The sequence below is a fragment of the Sphingomonas sp. BL2 genome (genome assembly GCF_056680015.1).
Genome location: NZ_CM155261.1, coordinates 3,024,786 through 3,050,315, shown reverse-complemented (window position 1 = coordinate 3,050,315; position 25,530 = coordinate 3,024,786). Strand labels below are relative to the sequence as shown.

Genomic DNA, 25,530 nt, shown 5'->3' with positions numbered 1-25,530 from the left:
ATGAATCGAAGCAAAACGAAAGATACTAGTCTGACTAGATTTCGTTGGTTTCGGCGGTAGAATCGGGTTCGAACGCCAGCATCAGCGAGGCGGTCAGCGCCAGGACGATACCGACGAGCTTGATCGAACCGGGCATCACGCCAAGCGCCACCAGCGATATGATCGCGGTTGCGAGCGGCGCGCCGGCATTGGTCAGCGGCGCGACGATGATCGCCTTGCCGTAGCGAAACGCGAACACCAGCGTCAGCGCGCCGATCGCATTGAGAACCTGGATCCCCGCCGCCAGCAACGGGCCATCGAGCCCCAGATTGATCGGCCGGCTGAAGTCGGTCAGCCACAGGGCCACGGGGACCAGCGCGAGGCCGGTCACGGTCATGTAGAAGAAGATGCTCTCGCCCGACATGATGCGGTTGGCGGACTTCATGAAATACGCCTGCAACCCCCAGCAGGCCATCACGATCAGTGCCATCCACAACCAGCTGCCACCCGCGGCATCGCCGCCCGGTGCGAAATCGAAGGTTGGCAACGCGAGCAGGGCCAGGACAATGCCGAGCGCACCGAGCCGCCCGGTCCGCTCCCCCATGAACAGGAACGACAGGACGATCGTCAGCACGGGAGACAGCGAGATGACCGGAAAGATCAGATAGGCGGGCCCTCGGGTCACGGCGTAGAACAGCATCATCTGCCCCCCTGCCCCGAGCGCGCCGACCGCGACGCCGTAGGCGACCGCTCGTGGATTGACGTCGAGCTTCCACTTGGCTTGTGCGAGCACGACCAACGCGGGCGGGATCATGGTTAGCGCCCACACGCAATATACCAGCGTCTCGGGGAAACCGTGCTGCGGGGAAAGTCCTGAAAAGGCGCCCCATATTCCCCACAGCACGACGGTCGTCATGGCATTGAATAACCATGCGCGGCTGGTCGGCGTGACGCTGGTGCTCATGCGGCGACCTTTTGCTGGACGGGCGTGGCGGCGATCAGCAGGAAATGCTCGAACTTGGCCGGCACCGTGGCTACCGGGCCGCTGACGGTGCCCAGGGACTGTCCGGTAAAGCTGTTCGTCAGGCGATGCCGCCCCGGCGGCAGGCCGCGCAGGGTAACGTTGCTCGACCATGTATCGGCATAGAAGGCATAGTGCATCTGGCCGCCAACGCGGATCGCGTGCGCCTCCGGCTTGTCGAACCCGATATCGTACAGGCCACCGAGATACTCGCCCTTGGGCAGCATGTTGGCACGGTAGAGCGCGATCCATTTGCGCCACAGCACCTCGCGTTCGGGCGTCAGCGCGATACCACCGGGGGGCAGTGGATCGGTGGTGTTGACCGGATCGTGCGGCCAGGTGAACTTGGTCGAGACGATCGCGCCGATCCCGTAATGCGTGGCGAAATCGTCGTGGCGGTCGCTCAGTTCGACATGGTCGCCGGCGAACGGTGCCGACGGCCCCATCATCGCCTTGAACGTCTTGCCCTTCAGCCGGATCTGCCACGACGACGTCGGATCGGATGCCGGGGTGTGGTTCATTCCCGGCATGTTGTGGAACGCGAACGCATCGCCGCACGGGCAGAGCTCGATCACCGCCTGCGGGTTGATCGCCATCGCCTCGTCATACAGCGCCTTCCAGAAATCCTGCAGCTTCTCGTAGGATTCCTCCGGACGCGCATGGTTGTGCGCGGGATTGTAGCACGGGGCGACGCCGTTCAGATGCTGCCCGTCGAGCTTTAGTCCCTCGAAACCCCAGTCGCCGATAATGCGCCGGACCTGGGCACGGAAATGATCGACCACCGGCGGATAGGCAGGGCATAATGTGAAGGCATCCCAGAAGCTTACATTCTGTGCCGCACCGTTGCGGTCGAGCAACAGCATGTCGGGATGATCGCGCAACAGGTCCGTGCCCGGATCGGCAGCGAGCGGCGCCAGCCAGAGCCGCGGGCGCATGCCCGCCGCCCTGATCTTGCCGACGAACGCTTTCATGTCGGCATCGCCGCGGGGAAACTTGGTACGGTTGAGCTTCCAGTCGCCTTCCGACGTCTGCCAGCCATCGTCCATCACCATCCATTCGAGACCGATCGACTTGGCCTTGCCCATCGCGGTCAGCACCTCGTCGGTGGTGAAATCGCGGCCATAGCCCCACGCGCACCAGACCGGCGCATAGCTAGGCTCTGGGATAACGGGAGCAGCCACCCCGCGCTCCGCCATGAGCCGGCGGTACGCTTCGAGCGGGCGAAAATGGTCGCCGTCGTGCACCATCACGAACACCGGCGGCAGATCGAGCGACGCACCCGCCGCGAGCAATACCGGCTCGTCGCCGGCGATCGCGATCCGCGTGCCGGTCGGCTGCCCTGCGACGGGCAGCGAGACGAGGCGCGGCACGGCGTCGATATGGCCCACAGCGAGCCCGACATCGCGGCGCCATACCACCGCCACCGGCGTACCGCCGCCGTAATCGGACGCGTTCATTCCCATGAAATTGCGTTGGCCGAACCCCGGCAACACCCGCTGCACCCAATCCCGCCGATCGGGATAAGAGGCGCCCGAGAAGCTCCATGCACCGTCGGGATGCGGCAGCAGATCGTGCGTTGCCGCCTGCCAGCCGGCGACCGCCAGCGGCGCCGCCCCGACGTTGCGGTACTGGACATCCAGCAAGGCGAGCCCTGGATACCGGTCCAGGAACGTCACCGACACCCGCTTCTCTATGCCGCCCGCCGCTGTCCCGCGGAGGCGGTGGACATGCCCTGCCCCATGTGGGCCGGACACCGCTTCGCGCGCCTGGTCGATCAGCAGGAAGCGGTCGACCACGCGTTGGCCGTTGAGACCACGACCCTCGAGACGGATCGACTCGCTCGGCTCCATTGCCGTCAGGACGGTGTCGCCGCGCGAAATCCGGGAATGGAGCCCGGCGTCGAACTCGATGGTGAGCACATTGTCGGTAAGCCGCACACCCGGCGCACTCTTCACCGCTACTCGCGCCACCAATGGAGCCGCAGCGAGTAGCGTAGCTACGCCGCCGGATAACTGCGCAAGGACGCGCCTACGAGAAACAAGGGAGTTCGACACTATAAGGCCTCTCGCAAACCCGGTCGCTTCATGACGGAGAGCGGCCTGGGACTGAATGTGCCCGATCGTTATCACTTGCGCAAATCAAAACGCAACATAAGGTTATTTCGTTACGTTTCCTTTGGAGATAGCGATGCGCTTCATTCCCGCCCTGTTCGCCGCGACCGCGGCCATTGCGCTGATCGGCGCGGCGCCTGCCGCCGACACGTACAGCGAGGCCGACTTCGCGCGGGTCGCCAAGCTCGATGCGCATGTCCACGCCAACCGCGACAGCAATGACTTCCTGACGATCGCGCGCAAGGACGGGTTCGAACTTCTGTCGATCAACGTCGACTATCCCGACTTCCCCCCGCTCGCGCAGCAGGCGGCGATCGCCTACAAGATGCACGACGCCGACCCCCGGCATTTCCACTTCGCGACGACCTTCTCGATGGACGGTTTCGGCACCAAGGGGTGGACCGCTACGGCCCAGCAGGCGGTCGATGCGGGCTTCAAGCGCGGTGCCGTGGCGGTGAAGGTGTGGAAGAACATCGGCATGATCGCCAAGGACTCAGCCGGCAAGCGGGTCTTTCTCGACGATCCCCGCTTCGATCCGATCATGGCGCATATCCAGGCACACGGCGTGCCGCTGATCGCGCACCAGGGCGAGCCCAAGAATTGCTGGCTGCCGCTTGACCAGATGACGACGGATAATGATCGCAGCTATTTCAGCGAACATCCCGAATATTACATGTTCAAGCATCCCGAGGAGCCGAGCTACGAGCGGCTGATGGCGGTGCGCGACCGGTTCGTGGCGCGCCATCCCAAGCTCGCCTTCGACGGTGCGCACATGGCAAGCCTGGAATGGAGCATCGACGAACTGGCGACATTCCTCGATCGTCACCCCAACGCGGTGGTCGATCTCGCCGCGCGGATGAGCCAGGTTCAGGTGCAGTCGAACGCCAACCACGCCAAGGTCCGCGACTTTTTCATCAGGTACCAGGATCGGCTGATGTACGGCACCGACCTGACCGACAGCCCGGCAGACCCGAAGGCGCGGGCGCAGAACCCGCCGACGACCGGCAATTTCTCCAAGGAAGCCGATGATGCGTGGCGGTCGGACTGGCGCTATCTCGCTACGCCGCTGTCACAGCCGATCGCCGCGATCAAGACCGACGCGCCCGGCCTCGCCTTGCCGCGCGCCGTCATCGGCAAGATCTATTATGCCAACGCGCGCCGCTTCTTCAAACTGAAGGCCTGAATTGCCCCCCCCCAAGCCGGACGTGACCGACCGGCTTGAGGGCGGTCAAGCCTCGTCGATGCGAAAGCCCAGCCGTTGCGAGGCGGAACGGATGTCCTCGGGAACGGCGGCGGACGTGACGAGATAGTGAATATTTTCCACCGCGACGATCCGGTGAAGGCAGACCCTGCCGAACTTGGACGCATCCGTTACGGCGATCACCTCGCGCGCCGCTTCGACCATTTTGCGGTTGAGCATCGCTTCCGGTTCGTAATGCGTCGTGATCCCGCATTCGATATCGAAGCCGTCGACGCCTAGAAACAGCTTGTCGACGCGCAAATTCTCGATCGCCGCCACCGTCTGCGCACCGTAGAATGCACGGTTCTTGCGGCGGAGCATGCCGCCCAGCATGACGATGTTGAGGCGCTCCTTGGTCGCAAGTACCGAGAGGATATCGAGATCGTTGGTGAGGACGGTGATGTCCTCGTCATCGGGCAGGAAGCGCGCGATCTGCAATGTCGTGGTGCCGGAATCGAGCACGATCGACTCGCCGGACGATACCATCGCAGCGGCCGCCATGCCGATCCGCACCTTTTCGTCGGCATGGCTCGATCGCTTGACCTCGACCGGCGCCTCGGCCGTGACGTTCACCGCGTCTGCGCTGATCGCCCCGCCGTACGATCGCTCCATGACGCCGCGCGTGGCGAGAAATCGGAGGTCCTTGCGGATCGTTTGCATCGACACGCCGAAGTTTTCGGCCAGCGGCGCGACCTGAACGCTGCCGCGCTCGCGCACCAGCGTGCTGATCTTCAGCCGTCGTTCACTGGTGTCCCGGACCATCGTCATTCCTCTATCGCGCCGGTAGATCGGTATCAGCGCAACTACCGCGCATCAATCGCACAGATGCCGTGTTTCGTTTCGTTCCCCATGCACGCTCAGCGCATCAACCGCGCATTGCCCCAGGCGATCATCGGTGGTCGCGCCTTCCCGGCATCCGTCACGGCCACCAGTTCCACGATCCTGGCGGACCCGATGTCGACATCGATCGGCGGTGCGGCCCGCGTCGGTGATCCACTGACCTCGCCCACCAGCTTGCGATCGGCATAGACCCGGAAGCGAACCGACTGCCCGCCACTCAGCACGGTCGGCGCGGTGAGGAAGCGATGAAACGCCCCGTCGGCACGCACTTCGAGTCGTGAATTGGCAAAGGCGCCGATCCCGTTGGTCTCGAGTCTCCTGCCGTCGGGCGCTGCACCGATGCGCGCCGGAAACTGTCCCATCGGCAATGCGGTTGCCTGTGTCAGGCCATCGACGGCAACGTTCACCCGACCGGGAATGTCGGCAAGGAAGGTCGCGTCGGCGTCCGACGGTGTTCCTTGCAGGCGGAGGAGGACCGAGCCGTGCGCAGGCAATGTCACGCTGATCCGGTCGGTCGCGTCGCGGTCGCCATGTGCCCAGACGTCGCGCACCTTGGCGGCGCTGCCCGCGGCAAAGCCCAGCTGTGCCCAGGATACGCTCGCCTCGACCGGCCTGGTTCCGCGGTTGAACAGCGCCACCGCACGCGCGCCGGTTCCGCTCAAGGTCTTCACCACGACCATCGCATCGCCGCTCCGATAGGGTACGCCCTGGTTGCCGGCCGAATCCTGGTTGATCGCGATCGCCTCTGGGTTGGCGACGATGTCGAACAATGCGGGCACAGACTGGCGAAGATCGTATCCGAGCAGCAGCGGCGACGCCATGATCGTCCACATCGTGAAGTGCGACCGTGCCTCGGTCAGATGCGCCGCGTCGAAATCGCCATGGCCGATCTCCAGCATGTCGGGATCGTTCCAATGCCCCGGCCCGGCATACAGAGCGCCGTCGATCACGCTGTCGATACTGGACACCATGCTCTTCCAGTTGGATTCGATGTCCGGACTCGTGCGGTACAGATTTCCCCGCTTCCCGCCCCACAGAGCGGACAGGGCTTCTCCCCAGGCGCAGATCGACAACGTCGCATCGCCACCACCCCAGCGCTGGATCGCCTCGCCCAAGGCCGCATAGAGTTCCTCGACCGCTTGCGGATTCGAGGCGGGAATGTTGCCGCGGATGATCAACGGCGCGAACGTGTCGTACGCCCCCGACGTCACCGGAGGGTCGGCGCGCGTGTAATCGGCGACTCCGCAGGCATCGACCTTGATATAGTCGAAGTGCCAGTCGGCGAAGATTGTCCGCATGTCCTGAACCGCATGGCCGTAGCTGCCGACCTGCCGCTCGGTCACCGTACCGACCGGGAGGTTCGGGGTGTCCGCGTCCCAGCGCTGCATGCAGGTATTCCGACCGATGTCGGTGTAGATCCCTGCCTTCAGCCCGAGTCCGTGGATGTAGTCGGTGAACGGCTTGAACGAGCCGGTATCGCTGCCCGGCGTTGCGGACGATGGAAAGGTGTTGTCGCGGATCCTCAGACGACCATCGGCCAAACGTCGCAAGGCCCAGCCATCGTCGATATTGACGAAGCGGTAGCCACGGGCGGCCAGACCGCTGTCGACCATCGCCTTCGCCACGGCGCGCACCTTGGCTTCGTCGACATCGGCATGGAAGGCGTTCCACGGGTTCCACCCCATCGGCGGCGTCTGCGCGGCGGCCGTGCGGTACACCGAGAACTGGCCGCTCGGCGCCAGCGGATCATTCCGGATCTCTGCCGGGGGGATATGTGCTTGAGCGTTGGCGGCGCCCGAGATCGGCAGCGCGATCGCGGCGATCAGGGCTGCACGCAATACCCGGCTCGTCACAGCATTCCGGCGCTCGTTTTGAGTCGGCATTCTGCAGCTCCATAAGAATTCAGCACAAAGGCGGCCCCGGGCATATCTCACCATCCGAACAGCGGCGTGATCGCTCGCAGCGAAGCGACCCGGCAGCTTTTCAAGACTCCCAAGACCCGGGGAACGGCCTCACGGTAGCCAAGCCAGAAGACGAGCGCAATCAAACGATGCTAACCGAAACATATACAGCAACCTGGTTAAAGCTTCCACAGATCGTCAAACTTGCTGTCGCGCATTCAAAGGCCATTGCCCATACCGCCCAGTGTGTCCAATTCATCACGCCTAGCTCAGCTTAGCGTAATTATATGATAGTTTCGTTTCAAAGCGTTTGACACTGGAAATGCGGGTGCGTTAGCAAAGCGCAACAAAGTGATCGCCGAAAGCTACTCTGCAGCCGGCAAGTCTCTCAGGGAGGAACGACACATGGTCGGTGCAAATCGATGGCATAACGCCGTACGCGCTGGGGTCAGCCTGACGGCGCTTCTGATCGCCTCCCAGGCGGCGGCGCAGACTGCCGTCTCGCCGACCGATCAGCCCAACGCTGGGTCGACCATCCAGTCCGGCCCCGGCCAGAGTGGCGATCCAGCCGAGGTCACCGACCAGTCCGTCGGAGAAGAGATCGTCGTCCGCGGCGTTCGCGGCAGTCTGCTCCGGTCCGTCGATACCAAGCGCGATGCCTCGACTATCGTCGATGCGATTTCCGCAGAGGAGCTGGGCAAGTTCCCGAACCGCAACGTGGCCGAAGCGTTGTCGAACATACCGGGTGTGACGGTCGGCCGCGACGGTCGCGGCGAGGGCCGCAGCATCACCGTCCGTGGTCTCGGCGAAAGCTTCGCCCTGACGACGCTGAACGGGCGCATCTTGCCGACCGATGGCCCGGATCGCTCGTTCGCGTTCGACGTCCTGCCGTCCGAGGCGATTTCGGGCGCGGAAATCCAGAAGGCGGCACAGGCGTCGCAGCTGGAGGGCAGCATTGGCGGCAACGTCGACCTGCGGACCGCACGACCGTTCGATCACAAGGGCTTCCACGCCGCCGGATCGGTCGAGGGCCAATATAACGAGTTCGCGGAAAAGGGCGGCATCAAGGCATCGGGCGTCGTCAGCACGACGTTTGCCAACGACACGATGGGCCTGCTCGTGTCGGGTACCTACAACAAGTACAAGTTCCGTACCGACAATCTCGGTGAATACTCCAGCACCGACACGTTCGACATCGCCACCGCCGCCAATGGGCAGCGCAGCATCGTCAACGTGCCCAGTGGCGGCGTCATCGTCCCATATTTCTACAGTGTCGGCTATGTGTTGGGGGAACGCGAGCGCTGGGGCGGGTCCTCGGCCTATCAGTGGAAGCCGTCAGACCGCTTCGAACTGCGCATCGACGGCATCTACAGCAATTATACGGACAACCAGCAAAACCACCGCGTGTCGGTCGGCCTGTCGCCGCTGGCCGACGATGGCAGCGTCCGGTGGGACCTCGACAACGTCAAGGTCGACAGCAACAAGGTCGTGACCAACTACACCGTCAATCCCGCGACGATCGACGTGTTGGCGACGACCGAACCGCGTCATTCGATCACCTATCAATATGGCGGGCACATCGACTGGAAGCCGTTCGACAACCTCAAGGTTGCCGCCGACGCCTCGTTCGGCAAGGCAACCAACAACACCGGCGGCCAGAACCGGTTCGTCGTCGCGGGCATCCCCGGATCGCAGGCGGTCGTATCGACCCGCAATGGCGGCCTGCCCGATCTGCAGCTGACGATCCCGAACGCGAACGGCACGCTGACCAACCGTCCGCTGGACGATGCTGGCAACGCTGACCTTCGAGCGCATTACATCGGCATCCAGGGCCAGAACATCGCGGACAAGAGCACCCAGGCCAAGCTCGATATGGTCTACGAAGTGGATAACGGCACGATGAAGTCGTTCTCCTTCGGCGGCGCCTACCTCGATCGCAAGAAGACCGTCGACGTCATCGACAACCAGTACACCACTGCCGAGAACTTTGCTGGCTACCCATTCTCGTTCGCCGCGATCGGTGCGGATGTCGTACGCGAGGGGCAGGTCTCGAACATCCTGCCAAACCTAACGGGTAACTTTCCACGCAGTATCCCGTCGTTCGACATCGACACCTATCTGGCGGCATTGTCCAAGTCGGAGAACAATCCCAACGTTCTCAATCCCGCGACCGGGCTACCCTACCCGACCGGTTATTCGAACCAGCAAGTCGTCCCCGATCTGCTCGCATCCTATGCGATCAAGGAGCGAACCTGGAACGCGTACTTCCAGTTCAACGTGGAAGGCACCCGCTGGCGGGGCGACTTCGGCCTGCGGTACGTGAACTCCAGCGTCGACTCGCTCGGCTATGGCGCATCGGTGCGCAGCTACCAGGTCATCGGCGTTGGTACGGCCAATGTCGTCTTCAACCCGATCCAGCCGATCCTCGGCGGCGGCGACTATTCGCGCCTCCTCCCTTCGGCAAACTTTGCGTACGATCTCGCAGATGGGCTCAGGATCCGCCTCGCCGCGTCGCAGGCGATCTCGCGGCCGACCTTCGGACAGCTGTCCTCGGCCAAGGACTATTCGGCAGCCCAGTCGAACACGCCGGTGGTCACCGATGCCGGAAATCCCAACCTGCAACCGGTATCCGCCGATCAGGCGGACGTGTCGCTCGAATATTATCCGAGCAACCGTCTCGCATTCACCGTTGCCGCCTTCTACAAACACCTGACCAATTTCGTCACCACGCAGGCGGTGCCGTTCACGCTGGTACCGACGGACCAGGTTGCAGGGGCACCTGCGAGCTTCCCGTTCACCGAATTGACCTATGTCAACGGTGACAGCGCCAAGGTCTACGGGATCGAGGTTGGCGGGCAATACTTCCTCGACAACGGTCTCGGCGTGCAGGCCAACGCAACCTACAACCATTCCCGCGCAGAACGTGAGGGGCGCCCGACCACCGATCTGGAAGATGCCGTACCGTTTTCGGCCAATGCCAAGCTGTTCTACGAGAAGCACGGCATCAATGCCTCGGTGTCGTACCAGTACCAGTCGAAGTTCGTGTCGTCGCAATACAGCTACATCGACAGCCTCGCGATCAAGCAGAGGCCGTATCACGAACTAGCGGCGAGCGTATCCTACGACATTCTGCCGCAGGTCACCGTCTATGCCCAAGGCTCGAATCTGTTGGACTCTGCCACGAAGCGCTTCTCGACGTACAGCAATGTTCCCGCCTTCTACGAATATACCGGTCGCGCATTCTTCTTTGGGTTCCGCGCCCGAATCTAACGTTCGCCAAGGTTGTCACCTGATCAGCCTGCCAAGGGGGAGGAACCCGCCAGCAAAACGGTGCGCAGGCGCGGCTCTCCAGTCCGGCAGTGATTGCCGGTACGTGTGCGGTGACGTTTCCGGCTCCGTCTGATAGGTGACACTTGGCACGATGTTGATGGAATGACGGCGGAGCAATGGTAGCGATTGGTACTCGGATCAACGAGTTGGGCACCCTGATCCGCGATGGCGGCGCCTTTTATCTGCGCCGGGATGTCGGCGGCCGCTACCAACTGGAACTGCAGCGCACTCCGGTCGACCTAGTGGAAAAGCGCGTTCGCGTCGTAGGTACGATGGTCGGCCCGGACCTTGTTAACGCGGACGGGGTCGCCCCAGCCTAGCTGGCTCGCCTAGAGGCTGGTATTGCGCGTTGCCGTCAGCAAATATTCACGATTACAATGACATGGTGCGCGTATAGCCACGAAAGGACTGGATAATGGTCATTACTGCGCTCCTCCTTCTTTCTGCCGCAGTCAGCCCCCAATCGGGGGCGGCGACTGGCGGGCCAGACACGCTCCGTCGCGCGGACGCGCAGTTGAATGCCCAATATGCCGCGACGATGCGACAGATGAAGGCCAATGACGCCGCCAATGCGCCCGATGCCCAACAGGGGCCAAGCTATCAGCAGGCGTTGCGTACGGCGCAAGAAGTCTGGATTAAGTTCCGCGATGCGAACTGCCTTTCGGTCGGGTACGAGTACCGAGGTGGCTCGGCCGAACGTCTGTCACGCGGCACGTGCCTGGTCGATATGACGAAAACGAGAACCGCGGAACTTCGGCAAATCGCGCGGGGTGCTCAGCCGGACTAGAAACCGTCGACTGTAACCAAGTCGCTTCCGCCATCATCGGCCGGACTGTCGACCGGCGCGCCGGACCAGTACCATTCGCTTCATAGGCTGCCGAGCTTGAGGCGAATGCCGATGGCAGCGGTAAACGGCTTGCCGTAAAGCGCCGCGGTAAAGCCGTCGTTTGTACCGATATACCTCCGGTCGAACAGGTTCTCGATCTGGCCGAACACCTCAACGTCACGCCGCACCGTCAGGCTGGCGCCAAGATCGGCAATCCAATGCGCATCGGTCCGATAGATCGCGTCGGGATCGCCGTTGGTACGGGACAGGTAGCGGAGACGCGGGCTTACCGTGATGCCTTGGGGGCCTGTCCAGTCCAGGCCCGCGCTTGCCCGATGCCTGGGAATGCCCGGTTGCTGAACGCCGATGCTGGTGGGATCTTCCGGGTTTCGGGTGACGATGGAATCCGCGAAGGTGTAGGTTAGCGTGGTGGCGAGTTTCTGGTTCGGTCGCCACTTCAGTTCCGCCTCCACGCCGCGGCTGCGTGCGCTGCCCGCGTTGATCAGCCGGGCCCCGATGTCGAATCCCGCGGGCAGCGTCGCGGGATCGAGATAGCGGTACGTCAGGAAATCGGAGATCCGGCTGGTGTAGGCGGTCGCCTGGAAACGGACTGTACCGCGATCGATATCGAAGCCGGCCTCCGCGCCTTCGAGTGTTTCCGGCCGCAGCGCCGCGTTGCCGTAGAGAATGTACCCGGGGACCGACGCGCCGCGGTACAGGTTGTCCAGCGTCGGCGCGCGGAAGGCCCGGTAGATCGCGCCGCGCAACGCTAAGCCCGCGGAGAGATCGTAGCGGATCGAAAGTCGCGGATCGACGTCGCTGTCATGCCGGTTCGCCGCGCGTCCAAGCCCGCCCGGCGTGTCGTCCACACCGTTAAAGCTGTAGAAATCCTGATAACGCACGCTCAACAGCACTTGGAGCTGTTCAAGTGGTCGAAGTTCCGCTTGTGCGAACCCACCAAGAAACCGCTGGGCGCCCGATCCCGTGTCGAGCCGGACCTGCGCGCCAGTCTCGTCGAAGACACGCGCGCGGTCGCTGCCCGTGATGCCGTGATAGTCGGCACCGGCCGACAACGATCGGACGATCCCCGATAATGCCTGCGTCCAGATCAGCGACGCTCCCCAGTCGTTTGCGCGCGTCGCATGGCTGTTCTGCACGAATTCGACATCGTTCGGGTTGGCACCGGACGGTGAGCCGGGGTTGTTGGTGACGAACCGCTCCGCGTTATGGAACGCGGTCAGGTCTACCGATCCACCCTGACGCGGCGCCCAATGCACCGTGCCCGTATAGCGCCAGGTCCGCTGGTCGTTGGTATTGGCTCGCGTCAGAAAGGTCTGATCATTATCATAGTGGCTGACCCGCGCACGAACGCCGAGGTTGGGCGTCAGGTCCACGTTTCCGGACAACGCGACGGTACGGGCAGTGAACGACGTCGGCACAGTCGCGGCGCCGCGAGCACTTTCCACCTGCTCGATATAGCCGTCGCTATGGTTCACGCCGGCGTCGAGCCCCAAGCCGTAGCCGTTGCCAGCTACCGCCGCGTGACCGTTCGCGCGATAGGTGCCGCGGCTACCACCGGCCGCCTCTGCGACCAGGCCGGTCCGGTCGATCGACCTGGTCAGAATATTGATGACGCCGCCCATCGCATAGTTGCCCCAGAGTGGCGCACCACCACCGCGCACCACTTCCACCCGGTCGATCGTCGCCAGCGGTACCTCGCTCCATTGAACATAACCGAAGAACGGATCGTTGATCGGCACGCCGTCGAGAAGGACGAGCGAGCGGATGCCGCTCAGCCCCCGCATCGAGACGATGGTGTTGGTGGGGTGCTGCTCGTTCGTACCGGCGATCGGCAGATCGACCGAGGGCACGCGCCGCAAAACGTCGTCGATCGTTCGCGCTGGCGTACGTGCGATCTGGTCCGCCGTTATGACGTCGACGCTGGCCGGCACGTCGACCAACGCGCGGGCCGATCTGGTGGCGGTTACGACGATGTCTCTCGACGCAGGCGGATTAGTGTCCTGGCCGGACGCGGGAACGGCGAGCATGACGCAAGGCAAGGCGCTCCCCGCCAGCAGGTAGAATCTGAACATGAAAGATACCTTTGACCGGCCGCGTCCAGGACGCCGACCGTTGAACACGGACACGCCGGAAAGCCGGCGCGCCATTCACGATCAAAGACGTGCGGGTGGCGCTCTCAAGGGTGGTCGGAGATAGGCCGGATGAACCGGCGCATGGAGCAGAATGCCGACCAGTCCGATCGCCATGACGTAGGCAATCAGGCCAGCGATCTGGATCGGATCGATCGGGGCCAACATGGCGGACGAAAGCCCGGCAAAGGCGCAGGGCATATCGACCTTGCTATGATCCTTCGACCTGTCGTGGTCGGCCATGTCGCCGTGCATACCCTGGCCGTGCATAGCCTGGCCGTGCATAGCCGGGCCGTGCATGTCGGACGCGTTCATCGCCGCGGACGTGTCCATCGCGACCCTGGCGGGCGTCGTACCCGAGCAGAAGACGATCGCCACGTGACCGTGATCGCCGTCAATCATGTACCCGGTGGGCACCAACAGCTTTAACAAAAGCGCAGCCAAGCAGACTAGGATGGCAAGATGGCGTTGCGCGAGCAGATGCCGAACGGCGGTCACCCAAAACCGGTTACCCGTGGCGAAGGGGCGTGTCACTCGGACATTCCGTCCTGCTCCGGTTCACGGGGCCGTGTTCACCACGGGATCGCCAGGACGCTTAGGTGTCCGTTTCCCGTCGCGCGTAGACACCGGACCGGGCACACAGCTTTCATCTGGTTCCCTGGCTATACTGCTTACGGCGCGCGTCTTCCAGCGGGCGCGCTAACCGGGTTGCAACTCAGGCAAGAACGTTTGTGCGCAAGATAGTGCGCGCGTCGCGCGGTCGGACTGTAGTCCAATACAGTCCGACCGTTTGTCTGCGGATTGGTGCAAGACCGGCGCAGCTGTTCGCATGTGCCCGCCGGCGAACAGCGGCCCCTTCCCTACAGCGCGCCGGTGAAGAGCAAGCGCTTCACGTCCGGAGCAATCTGGTTGGCAGCGCCGAGGCGTTCGATCAACTGCGCGGGACGGCTGCCCCGCAGGCCGGCGGTCGTGAGCGTCTTGTCGCGGACATACGTGTAGACCCCGCTAACGGCGAACGCGGATACATGACCGATATGCGCCTTCTGGTCTTCGATCGTGCCCTGGAACAGGTCCGATGCATAGAATTGGCGCCGCGTCATCGGAGTCTCAAACGCCAGCTCAAGAATTGCCATGAGCGTGCGTTCGGGCGGGACGTCATGGCCGACGTTGGGCGCGGGCGGTGCCGGGTTGGCGTTGTCGTATCGATCGGGCTGATGCAGGCGAACCTTGAGCACGGCCGGATCGCCGGCCAGCGTCTCGGCGAACGCACGCATGAACGTCGCGAACTCGGTCGGGTCGGTTTTGCCGGCACCGAAATGAACATGGATGCGGTCGAGCCCGTCGTCCTCGTTCGGAATTGGGTCCGCGACCCGGTCGACGAACGTGGTCGAGCCCGTTGGCAAGGCATAGGCGATCGTCGCCGCGAACATGTTCTGTTCGTCCGCGAACAGTATTGGACATGCTTCATTGAACGCGTCCTGGTCGGCCGCCGACGCGAAGCCGATCTCCACCCCGCCATCGAGGGGATAGTCGTCGAACGCGGCGATGCCCTCGATCGCGGGCCAGAGATGCGCGTCCTGCTCACGGTTGAAATGGTTCTGGACGTACCAGCCGAGCCCCGGAATGCGCGAACAGAGCGGACCGTGGACGTCGCGCCAATAGGTCGCGAACACCTCATGCGGGACGCTGGGGCGACGTAATACGGTGGTGTAGGAATTGATCGCGATGCCGGCGTCGCGCTCGGCATAGTCGTTGGTCGTGGAAATCTTGGTCATGGGATGTTCCTCGGGTGAGTATCGGTAACGGTCGAAGCGCGGACGATGTTCAGGACAGGAGGGTTCAGCGTGGCGCGGGCGTCGGAAAATGCGGCAGGACATGCGTTGCAAGTTCGTCCGCCACCTCGGCGAACGGCCGCTGCAACGGCTTGGGATTGAGCGCGACGTGGTTCACGCCTTCGTCGCACTGGCGTTTCCACATCTCGATCAGCGCGTTGCGGCCGCTTCGGATGCCGCCCCGTGCGAACTGCAACGGTGCCGCCGGGTCTGCGAGCAGATCGAACATCGCGCCATAGCCGTACGGCTTGAATGCCTGAGTCGCGCTCGCTTGCCGCCGCCGCGCGAGCACGTCAGGCAACCGCGCGGGATCGCTCAGATGCCAGATCCAGCCGTCGGTGTTCGCCGCGATCCAGTCTAGCGTCTGCCCGGCGCGACCGATCGCCAGGATCGGTACTCGCGGGCCAACCGGTTTCGGTACCAGGTCGAGCGAACCGTCGAGCTCGCCATGCTGCGTCGAACAATGCGTCGCGAAGGCCCGTTCGGTTGCCGCCCTGATGATCGCCAGCGCGTCACGGTAGCGCTCGGTACGCGCATCGATATCACGGCCGAACGCCTTGAACTCGGACGCACGATCACCCGTGGACAGGCCGAGCAGAAGGCGCCCCCCGGACAGCTGGTCGATGCTCGTCGCCTGCTTGGCAACCGCCAGCGGATCGCGCAACGGGAGCACGATACCCGCGGTGCCGATTGCGATGTTGCGCGTCTTGCCGGCAAGCCAACCCGCATACACCATCGCGTCGATGATCTGGCCGACGTCGCCAAAGCCCGGATCGTAAAACGGCACGTCGCGCAGCCAGATCGCGGCGAACCCGGCAGCATCGACCTGCGCGACGATCTCCTCGTGCCCCGCGAGCGTCGGCCACGGCGCGGTGGGATACCCCTCCAGGGGCGCGATGAACCCGATCGTCAACTGTCCCGGCTGGAACACCCGTGCATATGCCGGGTGTGCCGCCAGGTCGGTTGCGATCGCAGGCTGTGCGGTCATGCGTCCGTGCTCTTCGTTCGCAAGCGGGCGATGAACGGGATCATCGCCGCGCCAACCAGCGCGATGAAGGCGGCGACATAGCCGATCGTGGCAAGCCCCCAATGCTGGATGACCGCGCCGCCGATCACCGCGCCGAGGCCGATCCCCGCATTGGCCATCGAGACGTTGAGCGTGCCGGCAAGCGCCTGCGCATGCGTCGCCGACTGCATCACGCGAACCTGGCAGATCGGGTATAGTGCGGTGTTGGCAAGGCCCCAGACCGCCAGCGCGACGATCAGCCAGCCATGGTAAAGTGCCAGCGGCGTGGTCGCGGCAACACCCAGTGCAAGGACCAACACCGCGAAGAGCGTCACGTTCAGCGGATTGCGTGCAACGAAATACCCGCCCAGCCAATTGCCCGCGAGACCGACGATCCCGAAGCCCATCAGCCACCAACCCACCTGCCCTGCCGGGATCAGCGCGACATGCTCCAGCGTGTCGGCGAGATAGGTGTAGGCGGTGAACATCGCGGTGAACACGACCACCGACAACACGACATTGCCGAGGAAGAACGGATCCTTGAGGATACGCGCCTGGTCCGCGAGACGAACGCGCTTCGGCCGTGCGAGCGTTGGCATGACCGCGAGGAGCAGCACCGCCATCACCAGCGAAAGGCCGGACAGGCCCCAGAACGTCCCGCGCCAGCCGAACGCGGTCGACGCCAGCGTGCCGAGCGGGATGCCGAACACCATCGCGCCGGAGATACCCAGATAGACGTTGGCGACCGCCTTGCCGGCCTTATCGGGCCCGGCAAGCTCACCGGCGGTTTCGCTGGCGGTGCCCCAGAACACCGGCAGCGCGAGCGCGGGCAGGAAGCGCCCGAGCCCGAGTACCCAGATGTCGGGCGCAGCAGCAGCCAGTGCATTTGATGCCGCAAAGATCAGCAGGATGACGACGAACAGTCGCTTGCGTTCGAAATGCGACAGCATCGCGGTCAGCAGCGGTCCGAACAGCATGACCGTAAAGGCGAACAGCGTGACGAGTTGTCCGGCTGCCGAAATCGAGATCCCGAGATCACGCGACAGGCTGGGCAGCAGGCCGACGATGATGAATTCGGTCGTGACGATGACGAACGCGGAGACTGCCAAAAGCAGGACCGCCAAGCCATTGCCAGGCGCGGCGACCCCGCTCGGTGTCGCGGGCGGGCGCTGGGCGGAAACGGGCATCGGCGAAACTCCTGTTGAAGCAAGCCTACATAAGAGCGATCGAAATTCACGCTCGGGGGATTAATTCCGCATTGTCGCGACGAAAATTCCACAATACTCTGCAGCCATGATCCCCTCCGAACGCCTGAAAGGCATTGAGGCGTTTGTCGTCTCCGCCGATACCGGCAGCTTCACCGCCGCCGCGGACCGCCTGAACCTGACCAGTTCCGCGATCAGCAAGGGCGTGGCACGGCTCGAGGCACGGCTTGGCAGTCGGTTGTTCGAGCGCACGACGCGCCGTCTTTCGCTGACCGACCAGGGTGCGGCGTTCTATTCGACCTGCGTGCGCGTACTGGCGGAGCTGGGCGATGCAGAGGCCGTGCTTGCCGCTCATACGACCGAGCCCGTCGGCCGGTTGAAGATCAACGTGCCGGTCGCGTTCGGCCGGATCCAGGTGATGCCGGTGCTGTTGGACTTCTGCCGACGTCATCCGAACCTGCGCCCGGAGATCAGCTTTACCGACCGGTTCGTGGACGTGATCGAGGAGGGCGTCGACGTCGCCGTACGAATCAGCGCGTCGGACATCGGTGGGAATGGCCTGGGACGGCGCGCACTGGGTCATGAACACCTCGTTCTCTGCGCCGCCCCGGACTATCTCGTACGCCGTGGTACGCCCGCATCGGTCGACGCGCTCGCCGACCATGACTGCATCCTGTACGGGCGCGGCGACGGCAGCACGATCGTCTGGCGCTTCGGCTTCGACGGCGGCATCGTCGAGGAGCGAACGATGGCCGGCCGCATGACGCTGGGCAGCGCCGAGGCGCAGGTCGGCGCGGTCCGGGCCGGGTTCGGTATCGCACAGCTGGCGACATGGCTGGTCCGCGACGAACTCCGCCGCGGTGAGCTGGTCGAGATCCTCCCCGACCGAACGACTGCTGGCCTGCCGCTGAACCTGGTCTGGCCAAGGAGTCGTCAGCTCAACCCGAAGGTCGCTGCGTTCGTCGAGGCGCTGGCGGATGGCTTGCGTATCGCCTGAGGACGGTGCCGGGTCGGTCGATGACGTGGCAGCCAGGCGCGGGCGAGAACGCGGGCGGAGAACCAATGCCCGCGTTGCGGTCCGTTGCTGCGCATGCGATCCAGGCTGCGGTAGTCCGCCCTGCCGCGGCGAAGCCGGAACGCATGTAGCAAACCATGCGGCAGTTCGGCTAAGGCAACAGCATGCAGCACGATACTTCGGTAAGCCCCTCGGAACATGCTATTTTGCCGCAGCGAGGTATCGCGCCTATCGCTCCCGCGCCGGCGCTGCGGGCAGCCGAGCCTTACGCGCGCGATGAACTGCTGCACGAGATCTTCGACGCCACGCGCGCGACGCATCCCGACGCGATCGCGCTGCGACTGATCGGCGCGGACGAGGAATACGACCGCAAGACCGCCTGGACCTATACCGATCTCGCCACGCGCAGCCTCGCGCTCGCGCACCGCCTGCGGGCGATGGGGATCGGCCGCGGCGACCGCGTCGTGCTGTGCCTTCCGCGCGGGCTCGACCAGTATATGGCCATCCTCGGCGTGCTGCGCGCCGGGGCGGCCTATGTGCCGGTCGATTGGGGCTATCCGCAGGACCGCATCGACTTCATTGTCGAGGACAGCGAGGCCGCGCTGACGATCACCGTCGCCAGCCGCGTCGCCAACCTCAAGGGGAAAACGCTCGCGCTCGACGCAGCGCTGGGCGATCTCGCGGCCGAGCCGTCCGAACCGATCGGCCGTGACGTCACGCAGGCAACGCCGCAGGACCTCGCCTACATCATCTACACCTCGGGCACGACCGGCCGGCCCAAGGGCGTGATGATCTCGCACGGCAACGCGTGCCACCTTGTCCGCTCGGAAAGCGCGATCCTCGATCTGACCCCCGCCGACGTGGTGTTCGGCGGATTCAGCCTCGCGTTCGACATGTCGGTCGAGACGATGTGGAGCGCGTTCTTCGTCGGTGCGGTCGTGCTGGTCGCGACCGAGGCGCTGGCGACCAGCGGCCCCGACGTGGCGATCGCGTTGGCCGAAGCGAACACGACGATCTGGCACGTCGTCCCCTCGCTGATCGCGCTCGTCGAGCATCCGGTGCCGACGCTGCGCCTGCTCAACATGGGCGGCGAAGCGTGCCCGGCCGACCTGCCGCGCCGGCTCGCGCGTCCGAGCCTCCGCCTGCTCAACACCTACGGCCCGACCGAGACGTCGGTCACCGCGACCTGGACCGAGGTGTTCCCCGGCCAGCGCATCACGATCGGCAAGCCCCTCCCCGGCTACACCGCCTGGGTGGTCGACGAGCATATGCAGCCGGTCCCCGACGGCCAGGAAGGCGAACTCGTCATCGGCGGCCCCGGCGTCGGCGTCGGCTACGTCAACCGCCCCGACCTGACCGCCGAGAAGTTCATCATGACGCCGTTCGACGGGCCTTCCGGTGCCCCCGAACGCATCTACCGGTCGGGCGACCTGGTGAAGCTCGACGCGGCGGGCGACATCGATTTCGTCGGGCGCATCGACACGCAGGTGAAAATCCGTGGCTTCCGCGTCGAGCTCGCTGAGATCGAGGCGGTGATCGGCGAATGGCCTGGCGTCGCGCAAACCGTCGTCCAGCTCTTCACCGACGGCGATGGCTCCGAATTCCTCGCCGCCTTCCTGATCGCCCGCCCCGCCGAAGAGATCGACATGGTCGGCCTCAAGGCCCGCGTCGCCGAGCGTCTCCCCAATTACATGCGCCCGGCAGGGTATCAGATCCTCTCGCACATGCCGACGCTGCCGGCATCGGGGAAGGTCGACCGCAAGGCGCTGGTCAAGCCCGAGATCACCGTGACGTCGGACCGCGAGATGGTCGCGCCCGCAACGCCGCTGGAGGAAAGCCTGCACCGCGTCTGGGCCGAGGCGTTCGCGCCGCAGCCGGTATCGGTGCTCGACGACCTGTTCGAGGATCTCGGTGGGCATTCGCTGAAGGCCGCACGGCTCGTTTCGGCGGCGCGAAAGGTCCGCGGCCTCGAAGGGCTGTCGCTCGAGGACGTTTACGCCGCGCCGACGATCCGCGCTCTGGCGTTACGGATCGGTGGCACCATGCCCGTCGCGATCCTCGACGAGACCAGCTTCCACCATATCGCGCCGTGGAAGCGTCGGCTGTGCGTCGCCGCGCAGACGCTCGCGCTGCTGCCGATCTACACGCTGGCGGGGCTCCAGTGGTTCTCGCCCTATCTCGCCTACACGCATCTCGCCGGCGACATGCCGCGGGTCGACGCGCTGATCCTCAGCGGGCTGTTCTTCACGGTCGTGCCGATCGCGTCGATGTTCCTGTCGATCGCGCTCAAATGGCTGATCGTCGGGCGCTTCAAGGCGGGCGATTACCCACTCTGGGGCAGTTATTATTTCCGCTGGTGGCTGGTCCGCCGGATCATCGGCGTGACCGCGACGCCGTATCTCGCGGGCACGCCGATGATCCGCGGCTATTACCGGATGATGGGCGCGAAGATCGGCGAACGCGTCCATATCGGCACCGGGATCATCGACACTGCCGACCTGCTCTACGCCGACGACGATGCGATCATCAGCGACCAGTCGGTGCTGTCGACCAGTTCGGTCGAGCGCGGACTGCTCCGATTGGGCACGGTAAAGCTCGGCAAGGGCGCGTTCGTCGGGTCGATGGCGGTGGTCGGGCGCAACGCCGCGCTCGGCGACGACGCGATGCTCGACGACCTGTCCGCGCTGCCGGCGGATACGACGATCCCGGCCGGCCAGCGCTGGGCCGGCTCGCCCGCCGCGCATGACGGCGATGCGCCCCGCCGCCCGGCCATCGCAGTTCCGCGCAACGCCGGCCCTGCGATCGGTCTGTTCCTGTGCGCGCTGCTCCTGCCGCTGGTCGCAATCCTGCCGATCGCGCCCGGCCTGATCGCGCTGATCGAGCTCGACTGGGCGACCAGCGGCTATGCCTATGTCGCGGTCGCGCCGCTGCTCGCGGTCACCTATGTCGTGATGATGTGCGTGCTGACGGTGGCCGCCAAGCGCCTGATCCTCGGCCGCGTCGCACCCGCGGTGTATGCGCTGAACAGCGGGTTCTACGTCCGCTACTGGTTCGTCCAGCAGATCAACGACCTCGCGCTGCGCCTGCTCCACCCGATCTTCGCGACGCTGTACGTCGTGCCGTGGTACCGTGCGCTCGGCGTGAAGGTCGGCCGTCGCGCCGAAATCTCGACCGCCAGCGCGATCGTGCCGGACCTGGTAGAGATCGGCGAGGAGAGCTTTATCGCCGATTCGGTGATCTTCGGCGCCGCGCGGATCGGCCACGGCACGATCGAGCTCGCGCACACGAAGATCGGCCGTCGCAGCTTCATCGGCAATTCCGCACTGCTGCCGAGCGGCACGCAGATCGGCGACGAAGTGCTCGTCGGCGTGCTCTCGAAGCCGCCGAGCGATCCCGCACTCGCCACCGAGGCGGGCAGCACGTGGTTCGGCTCGCCCGCGATCAAGCTGCCGGTACGACAGGTCAACACGATGTTCGACGAGGGCGCGCGGTTCAACCCGTCGCGCGCGCTGATCGCGACGCGCCTGTCGATCGAGGCGGTCCGCACCACCTTGTCGCTGACCGCGTTCCTGGTGTTTTTCAGCTTGCTTCTGTCGGTGGTCGGCGACCTCGACGATCTCGACAACGGTGCGCTGGTCGTCGCGGCGACCTTCCCCTTCCTGTACGTTGGCTTCTGCCTCGCCTGCGGGATCTTCGTGCTCGCGCTCAAATGGCTCGTGGTCGGCCGCTACAAGGTCACCACCGCGCCGCTCTGGAGCCCGTTCGTCTGGCGGACCGAACTCGTCACCGCGACCTACGAGAACCTGGCGGTCGCCAACCTGCTCGAACCGCTACGCGGCACCCCGTGGATCGGCGTGTACCTCCGCCTGATGGGCGCGCGGATCGGCAAGCGCTGCTACATCGACACCACCGACCTGACCGAGCACGACCTCGTCGATATCGGCGACGACGTCGCGCTCAACGACTTCGCCGGCTTGCAGACGCATCTGTTCGAGGACCGCGTCATGAAGGTCGGCGCGATCCGCGTCGGCGACCGCGCGACGATCGGCTCGCTCGCGATCGTCCTGTACGACGCGGAGATCGGTGCCGACGCGCAACTCGGCGACCTGTCGGTGGTGATGAAGGGCGAGACGCTGCCCGACGGCACGAGCTGGGACGGGAGCCCCGCACGGATCGCCGTCGCGACGTGACGCCGGTCTGGCACGACGGTCCACTCGATGCACTCGTCTGGGACGGGCAGTCGCCAGTGGCGTGGAGCGTCGCAGAGACTGGACCTCACGCCGGCGGCCTGCAAGGCGATGCACGCGCGATCCGGCACGGCCTGGCCTCCGCCCTGATCCGCAAACTCGCCGGCGAGTCCGTCGATGTTCGCCTGACACGCAGTCCGGCTGGCGCGCCGATCGTTTGCGCCCCCGGCAGCTGGTATCTCAGCCTCTCCAGCCGCGGTGCACACACCCTGATCGGCGTTGCACGCCAGCCGATCGCGGTCGACCGCGAGGTCATCGACGACCACGCTCCGCTATGGGACATGCTGACCCCGATCGAAGCCGACGCGCTCCGCCGCCTGCCCGCTCCCGCGCAGCCCCCCGCGTGGCTCCGCCGCTGGACGATCAAGGAAGCGCACGCGAAGCTCATAGGCGAACCCCGCCGCATCCGCCCTGAATCGATCGAAACCGTCGTTACCGATCCAACCCACGCAACCGCAACCTTCGAAGGCACTTCGCGCTGCTGGAGCCGTTCCACCCCCGACGCGATCGAGACCATCGCGCAGTGGAGCCAGCCATGACCAGAATCCTGACCCGCCGCTACGAGGAGAAGGACCGCGCCGCCGTCATCGCGATCTTCGACTCGAACCTCCCCGAGTATTTCGGTGCTGGCGACCGCGAATGGCTTGAGGAAACGCTCGACGACCCCGACGGCCCGGCATTCGTGATCGACATCGACGGCGTCCCAGGCGCGTTCGGCGGCTACGAGATCTGGGAGCATTACAACAAGGCGCTGCTCTTCTGGGGCATGGCCGCGCGCGCATATCACGGCACCGGTCTCGGCAAGCTGCTGCTGTTCGAACGCCTGCTCCATGTAGCCACTTCGGCCGAGCCACCTACGCGCTACGTCACCGTCGACACCTCGCCGCTGGTCTCGCCGTTCTTCCAGCATTGCGGCTTCGAACTGACCAGCGTCTGGGCCGCTGGCTACCGCTCCGGCATGGACATGCACGAACTCCGCTTCGACCTCTCCGCAGAACCGTTGTCCGACCTCGTGCTGAAATGCGAGGGGGTTCGAAAGAAAGTCGCTGTCAACCTTCAGGCATGAGGCGCAACGTGTCAGCCCAATACTGACGCGGTGCCGGCGGCAGTTCGTCCAGTCTGCGGCACGAGCCGAGCATTTTTCGGTACCAGAGCCGGCCAAACATGTCCCGGTCAACGGAGTTACCATGACCCGCTATCGCAAGACCCAAGACGCCGTCGCCGCTTTGACGCCGGAGCAATTCAGGGTGACGCAAAGGAACGGCACCGAGCGGCCCGGTAGCGGTGCATTGTTGGGCAACACGGCGCCGGGGATCTATGTCGATGTCGTCTCGGGCGAGCCGCTGTTCGCCAGTGCGGATAAATATGAGTCCGGCTGCGGTTGGCCCAGCTTCACCAGGCCGATCGAGCCTGAGAACGTTCATGCCCGGCGTGACTGGTCGATGCTGATACCCCGGACCGAGGTGCGCTCCGTCCACGGCGACAGTCATCTTGGCCATGTGTTCAAGGACGGCCCCCGTACCCGTGGCGGCCTACGCTACTGCATCAATTCGGCGGCGCTACGCTTCGTACCGCGGGCGGACATGGCGGAGCAGGGTTATGCCGCGTATCTCGACCTCGTCGACGAAACGCACCCGGGCATCTAACGGTCGGCCAGCGTTGCCCCGGTTCGACACTAACCATCGCGTTGGTCATCGAACAACCGATGGCTGAGTTGGACGCACTATGACGTCAGCCTGTCCCTGCTCATCCTGAGCGTGATGATTACGCCCTCGGGCGGCCATTCATAGTGGATCGTGCCACCAAGCTGCCCGGCTACGCTTCTTCGAACGAGCTTGCTCCCGAACCCTTCGGCAGCATCGGGCGTTTCGACTGCGGGGCCCCCTCGTTCGAGCCATGCGAGCGCTACGAAACCATCATCTGCTGAACTCGATAGATCGAGCGTCCCCGTCGGCGACGACAACGCGCCGTATTTCATCGAGTTCGTCGCGAGTTCATGGATGATCAGCCCCAGCCCGGTCGCCGCGTTTTCTCCGACACCCATCCGCTCGACTGCAACCCGGATCCGGCCCTTGAACGCGCCCATGTCGTCATACGGCGCCAGCAGAACCGACAGCAGATCGCCGAGCAACGCGGCGTCGCCTTGCCCTCCCGGCAACGGTCGGACGAGATCATGCGCGCGTCCGAGCGCCGTCAGTCGCTCAGTCAGTTCGCGCGCCATGTCCTGCGTATTGGGGGCGGTGCGCGAGGTGATCGCGGTGAGTCCGCTAGCGATTGCCAGCAGGTTTTTCACGCGGTGGCTCATCTCGCCGGCGAGGAGTTCGTTGCTCTCCTCGGCTTGCTTGCGACCGGTGACGTCGAGGAAGATGCCGAACATCGTCCGTCCGACGATCCCGACATCCTCGCCCTGCCCGCGTGCCGAAATCCAGCGGACCTCTTCGCCGATCATGATCCGGAAATCGGTCTCGTAGCTCCCCAGTACCGCGCGGGTGGCGGCGAACGCCGACCGGACGCGGTCGCGATCGGAGGGATGGATGTGCGCCGACAATTCCTCGAACGTGACTTCGGCACGCCATGGCAGGCCCCATAGGTCGAAGCCGCGCTCGTCCATCGTGAAGCCGTCGGTGTCGACGTTCCAGGCCCATAGCGCAACCCCGGCCGCGCTGACCGCGAGCCGCAGATGTTCGGGTTCCCAAGCGTGCGCCCTCGGTATCTCGGCAGTTCCGTCCGCAGTCACTTCTGCAATCCCCCGTCCGGACGCAAAGTCCGGCTACGACGCCTAATACACATTGCAATCCGTTTACGTTAACTTCGCGCAAGCGGTGTC

The 25,530-nt window shown here is 64.6% G+C and carries 20 protein-coding genes; 10 read left to right on the top strand and 10 right to left on the bottom strand.

Annotated elements, in window-relative coordinates; all coding sequences use genetic code 11:
- Positions 1-34: 34 nt before the first annotated feature.
- Positions 35-943 (bottom strand): DMT family transporter, encoded by a 909-nt coding sequence (locus AC1ME3_RS14240; RefSeq protein WP_480953659.1) that lies wholly within the window; start codon positions 941-943, stop codon positions 35-37.
- On the bottom strand, positions 940-2,970 hold the full coding sequence (locus AC1ME3_RS14235) for a glycoside hydrolase family 36 protein (RefSeq protein ID WP_480953658.1): 2,031 nt from the start codon (positions 2,968-2,970) through the stop codon (positions 940-942). Before AC1ME3_RS14235 ends, AC1ME3_RS14240 begins: the two co-directional genes overlap by 4 nt.
- A gap of 217 nt (positions 2,971-3,187) precedes the next feature.
- Here AC1ME3_RS14235 and AC1ME3_RS14230 point away from each other — a divergent pair, with 217 nt between their 5' ends.
- Positions 3,188-4,294 (top strand): amidohydrolase family protein, encoded by a 1,107-nt coding sequence (locus AC1ME3_RS14230; protein ID WP_480953657.1) that lies wholly within the window; start codon positions 3,188-3,190, stop codon positions 4,292-4,294.
- 45 nt (positions 4,295-4,339) lie between these two features.
- Here the strand turns inward: AC1ME3_RS14230 and agaR are convergent, their stop codons facing one another.
- Together agaR and AC1ME3_RS14220 are read right to left on the bottom strand one after the other, a co-directional pair.
- Positions 4,340-5,119 carry a transcriptional repressor AgaR gene (gene agaR, locus AC1ME3_RS14225; RefSeq protein WP_480953656.1) on the bottom strand — a complete coding sequence of 260 codons (780 nt, stop codon included), beginning with the start codon at positions 5,117-5,119 and terminating at the stop codon, positions 4,340-4,342.
- A gap of 89 nt (positions 5,120-5,208) precedes the next feature.
- Entirely contained in the window at positions 5,209-7,074 is a 1,866-nt protein-coding gene (locus AC1ME3_RS14220; RefSeq protein ID WP_480953655.1) for an NPCBM/NEW2 domain-containing protein, read from the bottom strand.
- 423 nt (positions 7,075-7,497) lie between these two features.
- Between AC1ME3_RS14220 and AC1ME3_RS14215 the strand changes: the two genes are divergently transcribed.
- From AC1ME3_RS14215 to AC1ME3_RS14205, 3 genes are all read left to right on the top strand, one after another.
- Positions 7,498-10,362 carry a TonB-dependent receptor gene (locus AC1ME3_RS14215; RefSeq protein WP_480953654.1) on the top strand — a complete coding sequence of 955 codons (2,865 nt, stop codon included), beginning with the start codon at positions 7,498-7,500 and terminating at the stop codon, positions 10,360-10,362.
- A 206-nt stretch (positions 10,363-10,568) separates the two neighbouring features.
- Complete coding sequence (locus AC1ME3_RS14210; protein ID WP_480953653.1) at positions 10,569-10,742, top strand: DUF5818 domain-containing protein; 174 nt, start codon at positions 10,569-10,571, stop codon at positions 10,740-10,742.
- 95 nt (positions 10,743-10,837) lie between these two features.
- Positions 10,838-11,209, top strand: a complete 372-nt coding sequence (locus AC1ME3_RS14205; RefSeq protein ID WP_480953652.1) for a lysozyme inhibitor LprI family protein — start codon at positions 10,838-10,840, stop codon at positions 11,207-11,209.
- Positions 11,210-11,289: 80 nt separating this feature from the next.
- Here the strand turns inward: AC1ME3_RS14205 and AC1ME3_RS14200 are convergent, their stop codons facing one another.
- From AC1ME3_RS14200 to AC1ME3_RS14180, 5 genes are all read right to left on the bottom strand, one after another.
- Positions 11,290-13,341, bottom strand: a complete 2,052-nt coding sequence (locus AC1ME3_RS14200; protein WP_480953651.1) for a TonB-dependent receptor — start codon at positions 13,339-13,341, stop codon at positions 11,290-11,292.
- Positions 13,342-13,422: 81 nt separating this feature from the next.
- Positions 13,423-13,842 (bottom strand): hypothetical protein, encoded by a 420-nt coding sequence (locus tag AC1ME3_RS14195; RefSeq protein WP_480953650.1) that lies wholly within the window; start codon positions 13,840-13,842, stop codon positions 13,423-13,425.
- A gap of 416 nt (positions 13,843-14,258) precedes the next feature.
- Complete coding sequence (locus tag AC1ME3_RS14190) at positions 14,259-15,173, bottom strand: EthD domain-containing protein (RefSeq protein WP_480953649.1); 915 nt, start codon at positions 15,171-15,173, stop codon at positions 14,259-14,261.
- 64 nt (positions 15,174-15,237) lie between these two features.
- On the bottom strand, positions 15,238-16,218 hold the full coding sequence (locus tag AC1ME3_RS14185; protein WP_480953648.1) for a TIGR03571 family LLM class oxidoreductase: 981 nt from the start codon (positions 16,216-16,218) through the stop codon (positions 15,238-15,240).
- On the bottom strand, positions 16,215-17,423 hold the full coding sequence (locus tag AC1ME3_RS14180) for an MFS transporter (RefSeq protein WP_480953647.1): 1,209 nt from the start codon (positions 17,421-17,423) through the stop codon (positions 16,215-16,217). Before AC1ME3_RS14180 ends, AC1ME3_RS14185 begins: the two co-directional genes overlap by 4 nt.
- 106 nt (positions 17,424-17,529) lie before the next feature.
- Here AC1ME3_RS14180 and AC1ME3_RS14175 point away from each other — a divergent pair, with 106 nt between their 5' ends.
- The 6 genes from AC1ME3_RS14175 (at position 17,530) to msrB (ending at position 24,349) form a co-directional block, all read left to right on the top strand.
- Positions 17,530-18,438 (top strand): LysR family transcriptional regulator, encoded by a 909-nt coding sequence (locus AC1ME3_RS14175; RefSeq protein WP_480953646.1) that lies wholly within the window; start codon positions 17,530-17,532, stop codon positions 18,436-18,438.
- Positions 18,439-18,458: 20 nt separating this feature from the next.
- On the top strand, positions 18,459-18,587 hold the full coding sequence (locus AC1ME3_RS14170) for a hypothetical protein (protein ID WP_480953645.1): 129 nt from the start codon (positions 18,459-18,461) through the stop codon (positions 18,585-18,587).
- Between the two features lie 33 nt (positions 18,588-18,620).
- On the top strand, positions 18,621-22,646 hold the full coding sequence (locus tag AC1ME3_RS14165) for a Pls/PosA family non-ribosomal peptide synthetase (protein ID WP_480953644.1): 4,026 nt from the start codon (positions 18,621-18,623) through the stop codon (positions 22,644-22,646).
- Positions 22,643-23,242, top strand: coding sequence for a 4'-phosphopantetheinyl transferase family protein (locus tag AC1ME3_RS14160; protein ID WP_480953643.1), 600 nt, complete (start codon positions 22,643-22,645; stop codon positions 23,240-23,242). Before AC1ME3_RS14165 ends, AC1ME3_RS14160 begins: the two co-directional genes overlap by 4 nt.
- Entirely contained in the window at positions 23,239-23,769 is a 531-nt protein-coding gene (locus tag AC1ME3_RS14155) for a GNAT family N-acetyltransferase (RefSeq protein ID WP_480953642.1), read from the top strand. Before AC1ME3_RS14160 ends, AC1ME3_RS14155 begins: the two co-directional genes overlap by 4 nt.
- A gap of 121 nt (positions 23,770-23,890) precedes the next feature.
- Positions 23,891-24,349, top strand: a complete 459-nt coding sequence (gene msrB, locus AC1ME3_RS14150; protein ID WP_480953641.1) for a peptide-methionine (R)-S-oxide reductase MsrB — start codon at positions 23,891-23,893, stop codon at positions 24,347-24,349.
- Between the two features lie 77 nt (positions 24,350-24,426).
- On the opposite strand, the gene AC1ME3_RS14145 is transcribed toward msrB, so the two are convergent.
- Positions 24,427-25,440: a sensor histidine kinase gene (locus AC1ME3_RS14145; RefSeq protein WP_480953640.1), complete on the bottom strand. Its 1,014-nt coding sequence runs from the start codon at positions 25,438-25,440 to the stop codon at positions 24,427-24,429.
- Positions 25,441-25,530 lie beyond the last annotated feature (90 nt).

What these genes read in the sequence shown, in the direction of transcription:
- AC1ME3_RS14230 (WP_480953657.1), top strand. Translation starts at nt 3,188, where the DNA reads ATGCGCTTCATTCCCGCCCTGTTCGCCGCGACCGCGGCCATTGCGCTG.
- AC1ME3_RS14155 (WP_480953642.1), top strand. Translation starts at nt 23,239, where the DNA reads ATGACCAGAATCCTGACCCGCCGCTACGAGGAGAAGGACCGCGCCGCC.
- AC1ME3_RS14165 (WP_480953644.1), top strand. Translation starts at nt 18,621, where the DNA reads ATGCAGCACGATACTTCGGTAAGCCCCTCGGAACATGCTATTTTGCCG.
- AC1ME3_RS14175 (WP_480953646.1), top strand. Translation starts at nt 17,530, where the DNA reads ATGATCCCCTCCGAACGCCTGAAAGGCATTGAGGCGTTTGTCGTCTCC.
- AC1ME3_RS14240 (WP_480953659.1), bottom strand. Translation starts at nt 943, where the DNA reads ATGAGCACCAGCGTCACGCCGACCAGCCGCGCATGGTTATTCAATGCC.
- AC1ME3_RS14170 (WP_480953645.1), top strand. Translation starts at nt 18,459, where the DNA reads ATGACGTGGCAGCCAGGCGCGGGCGAGAACGCGGGCGGAGAACCAATG.
- AC1ME3_RS14200 (WP_480953651.1), bottom strand. Translation starts at nt 13,341, where the DNA reads ATGTTCAGATTCTACCTGCTGGCGGGGAGCGCCTTGCCTTGCGTCATG.
- agaR (WP_480953656.1), bottom strand. Translation starts at nt 5,119, where the DNA reads ATGACGATGGTCCGGGACACCAGTGAACGACGGCTGAAGATCAGCACG.
- AC1ME3_RS14185 (WP_480953648.1), bottom strand. Translation starts at nt 16,218, where the DNA reads ATGACCGCACAGCCTGCGATCGCAACCGACCTGGCGGCACACCCGGCA.
- AC1ME3_RS14205 (WP_480953652.1), top strand. Translation starts at nt 10,838, where the DNA reads ATGGTCATTACTGCGCTCCTCCTTCTTTCTGCCGCAGTCAGCCCCCAA.
- AC1ME3_RS14180 (WP_480953647.1), bottom strand. Translation starts at nt 17,423, where the DNA reads ATGCCCGTTTCCGCCCAGCGCCCGCCCGCGACACCGAGCGGGGTCGCC.
- AC1ME3_RS14220 (WP_480953655.1), bottom strand. Translation starts at nt 7,074, where the DNA reads ATGCCGACTCAAAACGAGCGCCGGAATGCTGTGACGAGCCGGGTATTG.
- AC1ME3_RS14190 (WP_480953649.1), bottom strand. Translation starts at nt 15,173, where the DNA reads ATGACCAAGATTTCCACGACCAACGACTATGCCGAGCGCGACGCCGGC.
- AC1ME3_RS14215 (WP_480953654.1), top strand. Translation starts at nt 7,498, where the DNA reads ATGGTCGGTGCAAATCGATGGCATAACGCCGTACGCGCTGGGGTCAGC.
- msrB (WP_480953641.1), top strand. Translation starts at nt 23,891, where the DNA reads ATGACCCGCTATCGCAAGACCCAAGACGCCGTCGCCGCTTTGACGCCG.